Here is a 15,649-nt window from a genome sequence, read left to right on the forward strand (position 1 = left end):
AATAAATCACTCCTATGCCAAATGACCACCAACTAAGCGATCACGCTTAATAGCCGTCCCAGCTTTTGTGAAAGAAACTGCTCTTAATATTGAAGTAGCCCCAAACCTGTTACGTATTGCATCCATTGTAGGACCGATTATTTGACGCTGTGGCTTACGATTATCGAATAAATCTAATTGGATACTATGCTCTCTTTCCAGGTTGGATATTCGGACAGTTATTTGCCGAGTTGGTTCACCTGTAAAATATTTATCCAGTAATTCAATACAAGTTTTATACATCACAAGTGTTTCGCTTGTCGGTACTGCAATTGTTTTAGATCGATGAAATCCTTTGGTCATAGCGTTTCGACTATAAGAAAGACCAATACTAATTGTACGACCAACATAACCTGCATCCCGCGTTCGCTTCATTACGTCCTCACACATTTCAAGAAGTACTACAGAGATTTCTTTACGTGTATGGTAATCCCTCATCAGCATTTGGCCCTTCCCAAAACTTAACGCTCCGTTTGTTATTAACGGCTCCCCTAATTTGGATAGATCTATTCCCCATGCATGGTAATAGAGTTGATTGCCCATTACACCAAAGCGCTTTTCTAATTCTTTTAAATCTGTATTAGCCAAACCACCGACTGTTTGTATCCCCATAGCATTTAGATTTGCTTCCATCTGTTTACCGATCCCCCACATTTCAGAAAGGGGTTGAACGGGCCATAATTTTTTTGGAATATCTTCATATGTCCATTTAGCGAAACCTGTTTTCTTTGCTTCAAGGTCTAAAGCTAATTTGGCTATTAACATATTTGGTCCCATACCTACTGCACTAGGTATATTAAATTGGTCAAGAATAGCTCTTTGTATTTCCTTAGCCGTTTCCTCAGGTGAACCCCAAAGCCTTTCAGTGCCAGTTAAATCAACAAAACTTTCGTCCACACTATACACATGTATCGCATCAACTGGTACATAATTAGAGATTAATTTAGTAATCGTCATCGACATTTGAATAAAGAAACTCATTTTTGGCTCAAACAATTTAATGTCAGGATGTTTTGGTATCTCATAGCGTCTACTTCCAGTTTTGATTTTAAATTTCTCTTTCATCAATGGTGATGCCGCAAGCACTACGCTACCTGGTTGGTCAAAATTTGCTACTACGGCAACTGGCGTTTTTAAAACATCTAGCCCATGTAACATCGCCACGATACTGGCATAAAAGCATCTCATATCGATACACATAATTGGTCTATTGGGCATACCCTCATAATTCATATAACTTCACGCCCATTACTAATAAAAGGAATAAAAGCCAGAACATTCCTAATCAAAAAAGTACGTTTTGCATGTCTTGTAAAACAAAACGCCTGGAATGAATCACCAACAATTTTAATGACTTTTACACGCCTTTTTGTTATGGAGCCATCTTTTGCTATATACATCATATTCACTAATTGTTTATGCTGCATGGCTTTAATCAGTTGTTCTCTCATCTTAGTTTCCTCCCATTGCCTCTCGTAATTTTTTGAAATGATTGTTATTTATTATTAACACAATGATTTTCCCTTTTACCTATATTACGTAAGAACATTTGTTTGTATACATAATAGAACGAATGTTCTCACCTTGGCAATGTTCAATTTTTGGAAAAAGACCAAGTACTCAAATTTATCCCTGTCAAGTAGACAGTTGTAAAAAAACTAAGCAGCCATCTAGTATTGATATTCTATCAGTGCCAGTGAGCCCTTTTTGGAAGTGTTGTATCATCTGTGATTAGGGAATAGGTAAAAAAACTTATAAAAAAATTTTGATCAAGAAGTGAACTATGAATGGGAGAGATACAGAGGAACTGATTTGTATCAAATATGGCAAGAAAATTCGAAAGAATATGTCACAGTTAGTTTAGTAGGAGATAATTTTTTAAAAGGGACTTCTTTATAAATAATAAAAAGAGAAATTGCGAGGTGCAATTTCTCTTTTTACTTGAACTGAAATTAACTATAAATCATCCACGGTGACTTCATTATTATATGATTGCCGTTTCCGTTTCCATTTCCGTTTCCGTTTCCATTTCCGTTTCCATTTCCGTTTCCGTTTCCGTTTCCATTTCCATTTCCATTTCCGTTTCCATTACCGTTTCCGTTTCCATTTCCATTACCGTTTCCATTTCCGTTTCCATTTCCGTTTCCATTTCCGTTTCCATTTCCGTTTCCATTACCGTTTCCGTTTCCGTTTCCGTTTCCGTTTCCGTTTCCGTTTCCATTTCCATTACCGTTTCCGTTTCCATTTCCATTACCGTTTCCGTTTCCATTACCATTACCGTTTCCGTTTCCATTACCGTTTCCGTTTCCATTACCGTTTCCGTTTCCGTTTCCGTTTCCGTTTCCATTACCGTTTCCGTTTCCATTACCGTTTCCATTACCGTTTCCGTTTCCATTACCATTACCGTTTCCATTACCGTTTCCATTACCGTTTCCATTACCGTTTCCGTTTCCATTACCGTTTCCATTACCGTTTCCGTTTCCATTACCGTTTCCATTACCGTTTCCATTACCGTTTCCGTTTCCATTACCGTTTCCATTACCGTTTCCGTTTCCATTACCGTTTCCATTACCGTTTCCGTTTCCATTACCATTACCGTTTCCATTACCGTTTCCATTACCGTTTCCGTTTCCATTACCGTTTCCATTACCGTTTCCATTACCGTTTCCATTACCGTTTCCATTACCGTTTCCATTACCGTTTCCATTACCGTTTCCATTACCGTTTCCATTACCGTTTCCATTACCGTTTCCGTTTCCATTACCGTTTCCATTACCGTTTCCGTTGTCATCACCTTGCTTTACAAACACACCAAATGTTAGTGTATGCTCACCATACGTTACCGTAATCGTCGTATTACCTTGACCTTTTCCTTTTACCACCCCTGCTTTTACAGTAGCTATTTTATCATTCGCTACTTCGTAGGTTGCAAGCTTTGTAACATCTTTTTCTGTTGTTTTCCCATCAAAAGTAGTTACTTCAGTAATCTTCACGGCAACTTCCTTACCTATACTAGTTTCAACCTGAGATTGGTCAATTTCTAGTGTTACTACTTCTACAACAGGTGCTTTAACTGTAACATTTACAGTAACTTTATTATCACCATATGAAATAGTAATAGTAGTCGTGCCCTCACCTACTGCAGTGACTAATCCATTTGCTACTGTTGCAATGTTTTCATCTCCAACCACATAAGTAGCTTTTGTAGTTACGTCTTCCTCTGTTGCATCACCTTTTGCAGGCGTTGACGTTTCTGTTACCGTCAGTTGTGCAGTTTCTCCAGCTTTTAGGTCTAGCTCAGTTGGATTTACAGAAAGTGCTGTTACTACTTCATTTTCATATATCTTTGCTTCACCAACATTTCCGGCAGCGTCAGTAATTTTTACTGATACAGCATTAGTTTCTGCTGTTACTGGGAATGTAAAGCTACCGTCTTGATTTAATTCAAAAGGAACTGGTGCTTGTACTTTACCATTTATCGTCGAAATATAGGAAGCTTTTAATTTATCATTTAAATTGTAATTTAAATCATATAAATATAACTCTTCATTGTAGTCGATATACTTATCTGTTACCTGTCCTGTAGCGACACCATTAGCTACTGAACCTGTAATTTCTGGTTTAGTTGTTTTCACAACAATTGGCCCAACATAATCGGAAACTGCTCCTGATGCTGCAAGACCAGTGAAGTCAATTGTATACAGGCCATCTGGAATCGTTGTGGCAGGTTCTGACCCCCATGGTTTGTACTGCCCACCAACATTTAGCGTATAAGAGCCTTTTCCTAGCGCAGTACCTGCATGTAGATAACCAATGTAGCCGTCTTCGTATTCTCCACCTTCAGGATTCATAATATCCCAAAGCTCGATATAGTTAGTTGTTACGTCTCCAGTTAATGTGAATGAAAGTACAGCTGAATCTTTCACTCCATCGCCGTTAAAGGATAGGTCTGTTTCTGTAATCTTATAATCTTTAATTTCCGTTACTGCCTCGCCACCTAAGTCAGCTGCAAATGGTAATGAAATTTCTGTAGATCCTCCATTGATGTAAATATACCCTAGTATTTCAGAGCCATTTGGTGCCGTAGCTTGTGAAGCAGTTAATGTAATATTTAACACTTGCTCACCAACTAGATTAAATGTCGGCTGATCTACTGTAACAGTTGCATCACCAAATGTTTTTGTCACATCAATCGATACGTTATAATTGCCGCCGTTCCCTTTAATATCTTTTACTAAAACTTGTTTCGTTACAGAAATATCCTGATCTTTCAGTGATTGTGGACCGAAAGTAACTGTCCCTTTCAAGTTTTCTGTAACTGCACCCGTGCCATCCAAAATTGCGCTATCAAGTGCATAGGCAAGAATTTCTGGGTGAGCTGCTGCATAGGCATTTACACGCCCTGCACCCTGAGAAAACACATCGTATTTTGTTGTATCTAAAACCTGTGCTGTATTAGAAAGCGCCACTTTTACATCGAACGCGTTCCAACTAGGATTTGCTTGTTTAACTAATGCAACAATACCTGCAATATGCGGTGTTGCCATAGATGTTCCTGTTTTACGACCATAAGCTTCCCCATAATCTGCATCAGGGAAATCTTTTTTATACATTGGAATCGTTGACATAATATTTGTTCCAGGTGCACTTACATCTGGTTTAATATCAAAGTTTGGTGTAGATGGTCCGCGCGAACTGGAAGAGTTTACTTCATCTCCCAGTGTCTTTGTGGAAGCGAATTTACTAAAACTTACTTTTCCAGTTCCGCCTGCTAATGCAGCGCGAATTGCATTACCATCTGTTTGAGACATATCAAATGTTGGGAGAAATTCAAATGAATCACCAAGGAATGTGCCTGAAATGTCCGGTGCATTTGTGCCGCCAGCAAAGTTATGAATTATTGTTGCGACAGCTCCATTTGCCTTTGCATTCGCAATTTTATCAACAAATGCGATACCGCCACGGGAAATCAATGCCACTTTCCCTTCTACATCAATTCCTTCAAAGTCTTTTACTTCTCCGTTTCCAGGAACAGCAACTAGGTCAAATTCTCCTTGAAGCTGTTTTGCTACATCTTTCCCAAAAGTCGTTCCCATTAATGGAAGCTGTTTTGTTAAGTTGTAATTGCCAACTGTAACATTCACTTCCCCGTTATACATTGTTTCAGGATTTGTTGTGTTACCAACAGCAATGCCTAAACGAGCTGTTGCAGGAGTACCCATTGTTCCGCGATTTGGACCAGAGTTTCCTGTTGCAACTACTCCGATTGTTCCAGCCATCATTGCATTATTAATAGCAAAAGAACCAGCATCCGTTTCAGAATTGGCTCCCCCGCCAAGTGAAAGGTTGATAACGTCCATTTTTTCTTTTACAGCAGTTTCAATTGCTTTAACAATACCAGATGTAGCTCCACTTCCGTATGCTCCAAGAACACGGTAAGCATAAAGGTCTACTTTTGGCGCAATTCCTTTAATACCAAATTCGTTAGCGCCGATTGCTGCAATTGTTCCAGCAACATGTGTACCGTGAGATGTATAGAACGCGCTTCCTTTTTCATTAAATTCAGGTGTCCCAGCTGGACGCTCTGAAGGCAATGTTTCCGATGCATCATTATCTGCCCGAGGCTTCGTGTAAGTAGAAGAATTTGGAATAAAGTTTTTTCCGCCTTTATAAATTCCAGCGAATTCAGGGTGATCTGCATCAATACCAGTATCTAATACTGCTACTTTTATTCCTTGTCCTTCAATTCCTTCCTTCCAAAGCTGTTCGATACCAAGGAAAGAATTACTTGTATTCATTTGAGCTTCTACTGAATCTTTCTTCATAAGTTCCGATGATTTCATCGTATTATCTTCTGATGCGTAAACAATCGCATCAGGTTCAATTAATGTAATTCCATCAACTGTAAGCAGTTTTGGGAGATCATTTGCCTTCACAGTTGCTGCAAAACCGTTTAAAACAGTATCAAATGTGTAACCTTGAGTCATCTCCACATTTTTAATAGCTAACTCTTTTTTAACTTCTGCTTGTTGTACTTTTACATTGGAACGAACTTCTTTTGCTTGGGCATTAGAGAATTTTCGGCCTTTGACTTCACTTATTCCTTGCTCTAATGCAACAGGCTTTTCGGATAAATGAACGATGACTGCAACCTTTTGATTGCCTGATACATTTTCTAAGCTTTCATGGAGGGTTGGACCATCTTTAGACAAGCTTAGCTGTTCAGCAATAGCCGCCTTTAGTTGAATTATACTTTCACTTTGACTATCTTGCTTGAATGGCTTCGATTCTTCAGCACTAGCACTCGACAATGGAACTAATAGAGAAAGCACCATAACGAAAACTAGAATACTACTTAAAAACTTCATAAACTTAAAATTTTTCAAATCTCATTTCCTCCTCTTCCTTTAATTGTCACACTTTTCAGTTTAGTGTGATATTTCCAATTTATCACAATGGAACTAATTCGAGAATCGGAATATTTAAATATTCTGAAATATTGATAATTTGTATCAATTTATGAAATATAGATTAAATCTATTTTCCTAGTAATTGTATAAAAAAGCAGAACTTTCAAACTATAAATAACTCACAGTAATTCATAATATTTCCAATTAACCCCATCAAGGCATCAGTGGCAGATACAGTCAGTGATGTAGTTGCTTATAGAAAATTAGGAGGGCTGTAAAAGGAGGGATTGGAAGGGTCGATTTATATGTAATCTAGGAAATTAAAATAGCCAGCGACTGTTTTAAAAAGGCCGCCAGCTAATAGGTTGTGGATCAAGTGCATCAGTTTTACAGTCATAAGAACGGTATTTTGTTTATCTAGATTCCTTCTATTCCCTATAAGAGCAGTGTAAATTTCATGATTGGATAGGTGAATAATAGAAGAGGTGTATAGGTAAAAAAAGAGCAGTTATAATATCCATAGAATACTATAACTACTCCATATAAAAACATTCCACATCAATATAAAAAATATCTTTTATGACCTTAGACTCTCGCTGTAAAATGGGCAACATGGCTAAAATATTGTTTATAGGAAACGTACACCCCTCTTGCCTTGTAAAGTAAAAGGCAGTAAAAGATTCACCTGTTATGTTGATGATTTTTACACACTTTTTGTAACGGCACCTGATTTCTCTCTATACATCATATGGACGATTTGGTGGGGCTGCATAGCTTTTATTAACGATTCTTTCCTGTTGAATACTCCTTTACAGCTCTGCATATGCCTTTTACACATTTACAATAATTTAACGTAAAAAAACAAGTATCCACTTTTCTTTACACGTACATACATCTCTAATTAGAGGTGGTAATTTAGCTGATTTTTAGAAAGATGCGTTCCATAGCTGGTCTCTAGGCATTTGTGTAAGCCTACATGCTGTTGAAACATAATCTATGATGATGAATATCCCACTTTCATGAGAAAGGATGTAAGTATTAGCTCAAATATCGACTATACCTCTCCCTCTGCAGAATTTACTTTTGATGTTAATAAAAGTACGCTTTTTAAAAAGGATTCACGAAATTACATTAATATTCTTGGTGTGGAACAATTAAATACATTAGAAAACACCTCTTTACTCGATATTTTTTTGAGTAAAGAAAATGTCGTTGAGCCACACTACCATCAAAATGCCGCTGAGCTTGTCTATTGTATTGCTGGGGCAGCAACAGTTTCCATCTTGAATCCCTTTACAAAGAAAATACAAAACTATCCCATTAGACCTGGGCAAGTTGCCAATATACCGCAGGGCTGGTGGCATTATGAAGTAGCAACAGAAGATAATACTCATTTACTTGCGATTTTTGATGCACCAACGCCAGAGGTCATTTTAGGTTCCGATATCTTGAAATTTACACCAGCAAATATTATGGCGCATACGTATTGTTTAGATGAAGAACAATGGAAGAAAACAATTGCACCAATTGTTCCATCCACTTATATCGGACCACCAAAAGGCTGTCATCGTGTCCAGTCAGCAACCGATCAAACTCCGTCAAAACAAACTATGCCACAGCACTACATGAAGCCATGTCCATACCCTTATCCATATCGCTACCCTAATCCTCACATGTATCCTTATGGCACCTATTATTAAAGGCTCGTTAGTAAACTTTTATTGTAAAAGATGAATAGAATGTCATTTCCTGTCCATCCTAATCTTAGATAAACTAAGAGTTAGGAAGTGCCATAATGATAAAGGACAATCTAGCATCGTTACAATTTAAGGAAATTTTTAAGCTTTGGTCACAGCTTGGTGTCAATCAAAGCTATATTGCTTCAAGCCATGCTTTTTTTAAGCATACACGTGATAAACATTTAAAAATCATGATCTTGGAGTTTATTCAATGTTTAAAAGAGGAAAATAAGCAGCTGACATTATTATTAAAGGAAAATGGCATGTTGGCACCCACTACATCAATCGAGTACAGTAAGATGAAACTAACGGATCTTCGTGGAAAATCGGCTATTAATGATGGCGAAATTAGTGCTATTTTATCCATGAATATTGCCTCATCTTTAATTGCTGTAAGCCAGGCACTGGATCTGTCAGTGAAGAAGCTCCATTTAACTAAATATGGCGAACTTCATATGCGTTATGCACTATTAGGGGCAAAATTGATTGACCTCAGTAAGCGTAAAGGTTGGATAGTAGCACCTCAAAGCTAAAAAGAAGCATCCGTTTTATCTAACGGAAGCTTCTTTTTTGACCTACTATCGATTTCTCACGAACAGTAGCTTATACCATTGGTTCACTAGGAATGGTAATACTGATAAGCTATAAATAAAGCCTAGCTGAGCTGTCGTTAATGGAGCTACCTCAAAAACTGTTGTGAGCATTGGGATAAACAAGACAATGTGTAAGCTAAATACACCGATGATAAAGGCAAGCCAAGTATATTTATTCGAAAATACGCCAATAGCAAAGATTGATTGTTTGGATCTGGAGTTAAAGCCATGCACTAATCTTGATAGGCATAATGTGGTAAAGGCCATTGTGCTGGCTGTTAACGTATCACCTGTCGATAAACCGATTTGAAACGCAATAATGGTGGAAATGGCGATTAATATACCTTCAAGCACTACCTGTGTTGTAAAGGCTTTATTTAATAAAGGAGTATGAATATTTCTAGGCTTGTCCTTCATTGTTTTCTTATTATTTGGCTCTAAACCGATTGCGATTGCTGGTAGACTATCTGTCAATAGATTAATGAATAATAGATGCACAGGTGCGAAAGGAACAGGTAAGCCTAAAACAGTTGCATATAACACGACAAAAATAGCACCCGCATTTCCTGATAATAAAAACAGAATGGCATTTTTAATATTCGTATAGATGCTACGACCATTAGCAATTGCCTTGACAATCGTCGAAAAATTATCATCAGTTAAAATCATGGACGAGGCATCTTTCGCAACCTCTGTGCCTGTCGCGCCCATTGCTACACCAATATCGGCTTGTTTCAGGGCTGGCCCATCATTGACACCATCCCCTGTCATAGCGACAACATGCCCTTTATCCTGCCAGGCTTTGACAATTCGAATTTTTTGTGCTGGTGTAACACGAGCATACACAGAATAATCATGTATTTTTTCTTGTAGCTCTTGATCGGTTAAACCTTCGAGTGCATGTCCTTCTATAGCTTCTGCTGGATTTTGTAAAATACCAATTTGTTGAGCGATAGCTGTTGCTGTAATTTTATGGTCCCCTGTAATCATGACGGGCTTAATACCTGCTTTTATACAGCTTTCCACAGCCTCTTTCGACTCTTTTCTTGGAGGGTCCATCATCGCCACTAAGCCAACAAAGATTAAATCTCGTTCAGCTCTTGTATCGACTTTTTGTAGAGGCAATACCTCCTTATAAGCAATGGCTAACACCCTTAAACCATTCATAGAAAAATCACGATTCACTGCTTCGATTTTCTGGCGATGCTGCGCAGTCATCTCAAAAATACCAGTTGTTGTTTTGATTCGTGTCACTTTTGGTAAGAGTACATCTAAAGCCCCTTTAGTAATCATGATAGGTTGCTTGTCCATCTGATTAACAGTACTCATAAGCTTTCTCGCTGAATCAAATGGAATTTCAGCCAGTCGAGGATATTGCTCGCGAACTGTCAATTCATCTAAACCATATTGTTTCCCTAATTTCACGAGGGCAATTTCTGTAGGGTCACCAATTTCTTTTTCCTCACGCTCGACAGCGTCACTACATAGAAGCGCTTTTACCATCAGCTCTTTTTCCACTGGGTTCGTTGGATTCAGCCAATCGTGTGGAATCTTTTTCTGGTCGACGAAAACTTCCTGTACGACCATTTTATTTTCGGTTAAGGTACCCGTTTTATCAGAGCAAATAACCGATACACTTCCTAAGCTTTCAACAGCATAAAGCTTGCGGATGATCGCATTTTCCTTCGCCATTTTCTGGGTGCCAAAGGCTAATACAATGGTCACAATGGAGCTCAATGCCTCTGGGATCGCTGCAACAGCAAGGGATACAGCAAACATAAAGGATTCCACTAAGGCCCTTCCTCGAATAAGGTCAATCGTAAAAATAGCTAAACAAATTAGGGTAATGCCTAGTGCTAATTTTTCACCGAATTGATCAAGACTAATTTGTAATGGCGTTTTCTTCTCCTTAGCCGTATCGAGTAAATTCGCAATTTTTCCGATTTCGGTCTGCATCCCGATCGCAGTAACCATCACGATGCCACGTCCATTAGTCACAAAGCTTCCTGAATACACCATATTTTTCTTATCCGCAATCGTTACATTATTTTTCCGAATAGGGTCCGTACTTTTTGCTACAGCAATCGATTCACCTGTGAGTGAGCTTTCATTGATGTGTAAATTATGGCTTTCCAATAGCCTACCATCCGCATTGATGTAGTCGCCTGCCTCCAACATCAGAAGATCGCCTACCACAATTTCTTCAGAAGAAATCTCCACTAGTTGATTATTACGCATGACTTTGGCAATCGGAGAGGTCAATGCTTTCAGATTATCTAGTGACTGCTCTGCCTTCACATGCTGCACCGTGCCTAAAATAGCATTTAAAATGACCACGATCATAATCACAATGGTGCTTCCCACTTCTCCTAGTAGAAAGGAAACGAAGGCCGCAACGAGTAAAATAATGACCAATAAATCTTTAAATTGACCCATGAAAACAGCCCATGTACTTGTTCTTTTCCCTTCCTCTAATACATTATAGCCATAGATTTGTTGTCTTTTTTTGACGTCATCATCGGTCAAGCCTTGTGTGGTGACGTTCAATATTTTCATGACTTCAGCAGATGATTGTTGATGATATTCAGTCATTGGGTTCTCCTTCCATTTACAAGATTTGAAGGTTTCCTACTATTATTTTTAAAAAGTAGTATTTACACTTAAATCTCAAACTCCTCAAGTCTGTAAATTCATTAACTACAACAATCTATTCCATAGAGAATTGGAGTATGCTAAGAAACCATAGAGAATTTAATTTTTGAAACGATTCGAAAATAGATTCAAAAAAAGGTATTGGGATGGCTTTCCCAATACCTTACAGGCAGTTGTTCTATTATGAGTTATGATGTGCTGATGAATAATCTACGTGCTGCTCCTGACCAAGAGGTGCTCTTTTGATAGAGAAGATGGCACAAGCTAATGCACAGAGAACTAGAATCGTACCAAAGCTTGCTAAGTGCATAACGGACCCTGTCCAAGCAAACACGGCGCCTCCTACTGCTGATCCGATGGAGATCCCGATTTGAAGGGCAGCTGTATTTAAGCTTTGCTGAATATCAGATGATTGAGGATCTGCCTGAATTAAATAATTTTGTAATGGTGGTGTCAAAGCCCAGCTCAACGCCCCCCATAAAACCGTAAATACTAAAAACAGTGGCAGGGCAATAACTGTATAAGGAATAGTAAATAACACAATGGCAAAGGCAGAGACGATTAAAATAATAGCCTTGCTTGTGCCAATTTTATCACTCACCCAGCCTCCTATAGCGTTCCCACTAACAGAGGCAATACCGAAAATTAAGTAGCAAATACTAATCCATGAGGCACTCAGATCAAATGCTTCTACTAAAAATGGTGTTAAATAAGCGTAGAGCATGTAATGACCCGCTAACATAAACAGCGTAGTTAACTGTGCTGTTAGGATTTTCAAATTCGCCAATGATTTGATTTGTGCCTTCAGTGGCACTACTTCTCCGATTGGCATTTTTTCAAGCAATAAGGCAATTAAAACCATTGAAATCGTTGACAGGATACTAATACCTAAAAATACAGCACGCCAGCCAAACGCTTCTGTAATAAAAATACCCATTGGCACACCGATTACAAGCGCGGAACTTACGCCCATAAAAACAAGCCCTAATGCTTTGGCACGGTGGCGCGGCTCTACGATTTTAGTGGTAATCGTTAATGATAATACGATGACTAACGCTGTACTCATCGCTGTGAAAATACGAGCAATTAGCACAATGATGAACGTTGTACTAAAGAAGGTCATTAGATTCCCTAACGTAAAAATAAATAAAGAAATAAGGAATAAGCGCTTCCGTTCCACCTTGGCTGTCAAGGATAGTAGGACTGGCGCAGAAATTGCATAAACCAGTGCAAAAATCGTAATTAATTGTCCTGCGGTTGCTAATGATACATGTAAATCCTCTGCAATATTTGGCAGGATTCCACCAACAATTAATTCAACTAACCCTACTGCAAAGGTTGTCACTGCAAGAATATAAACTCTCCAATTCATCGTAATCTCCCTTTCGTTACACTTCCATTTTTGTAGGAGATTTTTTAAAAACATAATAAAAAAATCCTGACTACAAAAATGAAGCAAAGTTTTGTAGTCAGGATTTTATGGTTCCTGGTAGAGACCCTCAATCCATATTATTGAGGTTATACAGATCAAATATTTACTTTAGCTATAGTAGCACATCAAAATTTCATTGACAATAGATTTTTTTCATAGAATGAACGCTATCATAAAACCGTGGAATCGAGAGAAAATTTTGAATTTCTGCTTATATTTCGACGAATTTGACCATACATATTAACATACAATAACTATTTTAAGAGGTGATTGTTTGCGCATAGTAGGATTTGTTTGCTATTTTTTAATACTATTTTATGGCGTAGAATTAGTAGTAGAAGAGTTCACGATTGAAGAACCAGCAATCCATTCTCCAGTAAAAAGTAGGCCGTCGCCCATTAAAGAAACCGTTGAAAACTCAAGAATTTGTGTCTATTATCCCACGTATAAAAGCTGTACAGATTTACCCCAAAATTAAAAAGAGGCTACTCAAGGGAGTGACCTCTTTTCCATCATTTTGAACCAATATGAAAATGGCTAAATGGATATAGTATTAATTTTGATTCACCGTAAACTGCATCCTCGGAAATTAAACCATAATGGCGACTATCACTACTTTTTAGGCGATTGTCACCAAGCACAAAAAACATTCCCTTTGGCACTTCTTGTTCATTCACTAATTGTTCCAACGTAAAGTTTTCCGTAATGCGTAATTGATTAGGATCCTCTGTTTGGCGATTGACATAATCTTCTTTGTACGCTTTGCCATTGACATACAATACATCATCTTTCATTTCGACTTTATCTCCTGGAAGACCAATTACACGTTTAATATATAACTCATCCTCTACAGGTGATTGGAAAACAATTTGATCGAAACGTTCGATTTTACTTGTTTTACTTACAATAATAATATCCTTATCATGATACGTCGGATACATCGATGCTCCCTGCACTTTGATCGGCGCAAATAAAAATTGCTTACAGCCAAAAACGACAACTGCTGTAATGACAATAATTTTAATGTAGGATATTATTTCTTTTTTAAAATTAGATGTTTTTTCCTCTTGCATGCTCATTCCCCGATACTGTTTTTTATATAGTATAACATTTTCTCTATACTATTGACGAATGAATCACATAAATAGTTTCCAATTTATCCACTAAGCTTTCGTATAATTGCGTCCAGATTTTTTCATGCTGACGAGTAAAAATGAAACTGTGATACCTGCTGAAATAACATAAAAAAATAGACAAGGCTACAAGGTAGCATTGTCTAAAAATGAACGTTTTAGTTGTTTGGTCATTATGAATGGTTAGATAGTGTAGTAGAGTAACGCTGCTCGTTTAATAAATCTGCTGCTAATACGATACCCACTGGTAATGCAAATGCTAATAAAATTGTGCCTATAATCATCACAATCACTCCTTTAACCATTTCTAATGTCAGTATACACTTAATTTTCTGACATTTCAAGAAATATTGAAAAATGATTGATGAAGCCATAAAAAAATCATTCAACTAGGCATGCACCCTACCTGAATGATTTTTTATCCCTTACATAAACAATTTTAAACACAATACTTGTAGGCCTCTTATCGCTGATTGGACTGGATTTTTCCGCACTTTACGTTTAGGTACATAGCTTTGCATGCAATGATTCAGTGCTGTATACCTAAGCACCTGGGTCCTCCCATTCATTCATCTCCCTCCCTTCATGGCCCAAAGTTGTAGCTAACTTACTTACTTTTTTGTAAATGATTTTTTAAATCCGTTTGTATTTCTTCAAGCTCTGTCTCATTCGGAATGTAGTACCAAATATGGTTAATCCTTTGACCATCCCCCTCGTCAAATGACAACTGTTCAATATCTGCATCCATCTTTTTATAAAGGCCTTGCAGCTGAATAAGATCCTTGACAGAAAAGTTCATGCGCACATTATCACCTAGAACATTCAGCATATCTGTTGCTTTTAATAACGTAGATGGTGTAGAAGCTTTTTTCATTACAGCTTCAATAATTTGGCGCTGACGAATTTGGCGACCAAAATCACCGCGCGGATCTTCGTAACGAATACGTGAAAAAATCAGTGCCTCATTACCGTCTAACGTAATTTCTCCCTCTGGGAAATGATATTCATCAAAAGTTAAATCCATATCATTATTGATGGTTACGCCCCCAAGCGTGTCAATAATTTGTAGAAAACCCTCCATATTAATAAACACATAATAATCAATAGGTATATTTAGAAAATTTTCCACTGTATCTACAGCCATCGGAACGCCACCAAAGGCATAGGCATGATTAATTTTATCAACGGTATCATGACCAATAATTTCTGTACGTGTATCACGGGGAATACTAAGCATTTTCATCGTCTGTTTTTCAGGATTCACAGTAATTACAATCATAGTATCGGAACGACCGCTATCATCTTTTCGCTCATCGACCCCAAGCATGAGAACCGAAAATGGTTCTTTTTTGATCACTGTTTTTTCTTCGAGTTGTGCAGCATCAGTTGTTTGAATAAGTGGTGTATTTATTTTATTCATGGTTTTTTGGATGGTAAAGTAGGCAGCACCTATAAAAATTAAAAATATTGCTAGTAGGCTACCGACTATCCACAGCCATAATTTTTTCTTGCTCTTTTTCTCTTTTGAGCGTTTCATATTTTTTTCCATACATTAGTCCTTTCTTGCTTAACAATTTTGCCCCTCTTTTTGACGTATTAAGTTGGAAAAAAGTTTATCTAGTCTACTTATATGCATAATGGACGAAAAAAA

The 15,649-nt window shown here is 37.7% G+C and carries 11 protein-coding genes and 1 riboswitch; of the genes, 3 read left to right on the forward strand and 8 right to left on the reverse strand.

Annotated features, from left to right (window positions below):
* Positions 1 to 12: 12 nt before the first annotated feature.
* From V6670_RS12800 to V6670_RS12810, 3 genes are all read right to left on the reverse strand, one after another.
* A complete protein-coding gene (locus V6670_RS12800) occupies positions 13 to 1,272 on the reverse strand; it encodes a UV damage repair protein UvrX (protein WP_141903757.1) in 1,260 nt (419 codons plus the stop codon).
* Positions 1,269 to 1,490: a transcriptional regulator gene (locus V6670_RS12805; protein ID WP_338651332.1), complete on the reverse strand. Its 222-nt coding sequence runs from the start codon at positions 1,488 to 1,490 to the stop codon at positions 1,269 to 1,271. The genes V6670_RS12800 and V6670_RS12805 overlap by 4 nt, the downstream gene beginning before the upstream one ends.
* Before the next feature lie 501 nt (positions 1,491 to 1,991).
* A complete protein-coding gene (locus V6670_RS12810) occupies positions 1,992 to 6,425 on the reverse strand; it encodes a S8 family serine peptidase (protein WP_338651333.1) in 4,434 nt (1,477 codons plus the stop codon).
* A 1,061-nt stretch (positions 6,426 to 7,486) separates the two neighbouring features.
* On the opposite strand from V6670_RS12810, the gene V6670_RS12815 reads away from it, so the two are divergent.
* Positions 7,487 to 8,149, forward strand: coding sequence for a cupin domain-containing protein (locus tag V6670_RS12815; protein ID WP_338654620.1), 663 nt, complete (start codon positions 7,487 to 7,489; stop codon positions 8,147 to 8,149).
* Positions 8,150 to 8,244: 95 nt separating this feature from the next.
* The gene (locus tag V6670_RS12820) at positions 8,245 to 8,721 is read left to right on the forward strand and encodes a DUF3231 family protein (protein ID WP_141903755.1); all 477 of its coding nucleotides are present in this window, start codon (positions 8,245 to 8,247) and stop codon (positions 8,719 to 8,721) included.
* Between the two features lie 45 nt (positions 8,722 to 8,766).
* Here V6670_RS12820 and V6670_RS12825 read toward each other — a convergent pair whose 3' ends face one another.
* The gene (locus V6670_RS12825; protein ID WP_338651334.1) at positions 8,767 to 11,373 is read right to left on the reverse strand and encodes a cation-translocating P-type ATPase; all 2,607 of its coding nucleotides are present in this window, start codon (positions 11,371 to 11,373) and stop codon (positions 8,767 to 8,769) included.
* Between the two features lie 241 nt (positions 11,374 to 11,614).
* The gene (locus V6670_RS12830; RefSeq protein ID WP_338651335.1) at positions 11,615 to 12,805 is read right to left on the reverse strand and encodes an MFS transporter; all 1,191 of its coding nucleotides are present in this window, start codon (positions 12,803 to 12,805) and stop codon (positions 11,615 to 11,617) included.
* Between the two features lie 74 nt (positions 12,806 to 12,879).
* Positions 12,880 to 12,979: riboswitch (purine riboswitch) on the reverse strand.
* Between the two features lie 160 nt (positions 12,980 to 13,139).
* On the opposite strand from V6670_RS12830, the gene V6670_RS12835 reads away from it, so the two are divergent.
* Positions 13,140 to 13,343: a hypothetical protein gene (locus V6670_RS12835; protein ID WP_338651336.1), complete on the forward strand. Its 204-nt coding sequence runs from the start codon at positions 13,140 to 13,142 to the stop codon at positions 13,341 to 13,343.
* 34 nt (positions 13,344 to 13,377) lie between these two features.
* On the opposite strand, the gene lepB is transcribed toward V6670_RS12835, so the two are convergent.
* The 3 genes from lepB to V6670_RS12850 all read right to left on the reverse strand — a co-directional run bounded on the left by lepB (position 13,378) and on the right by V6670_RS12850 (position 15,547).
* Positions 13,378 to 13,938, reverse strand: coding sequence for a signal peptidase I (lepB, locus tag V6670_RS12840; RefSeq protein WP_338654622.1), 561 nt, complete (start codon positions 13,936 to 13,938; stop codon positions 13,378 to 13,380).
* Positions 13,939 to 14,171: 233 nt separating this feature from the next.
* Positions 14,172 to 14,282, reverse strand: a complete 111-nt coding sequence (locus V6670_RS12845) for a transcriptional regulator (protein ID WP_338651337.1) — start codon at positions 14,280 to 14,282, stop codon at positions 14,172 to 14,174.
* A 323-nt stretch (positions 14,283 to 14,605) separates the two neighbouring features.
* Positions 14,606 to 15,547: an LCP family protein gene (locus V6670_RS12850; RefSeq protein WP_036129100.1), complete on the reverse strand. Its 942-nt coding sequence runs from the start codon at positions 15,545 to 15,547 to the stop codon at positions 14,606 to 14,608.
* Positions 15,548 to 15,649: the final 102 nt, after the last annotated feature.

The sequence above is a fragment of the Lysinibacillus sp. Y5S-8 genome (assembly GCF_036894365.1).
GTDB lineage: Bacteria > Bacillota > Bacilli > Bacillales_A > Planococcaceae > Lysinibacillus > Lysinibacillus fusiformis_D.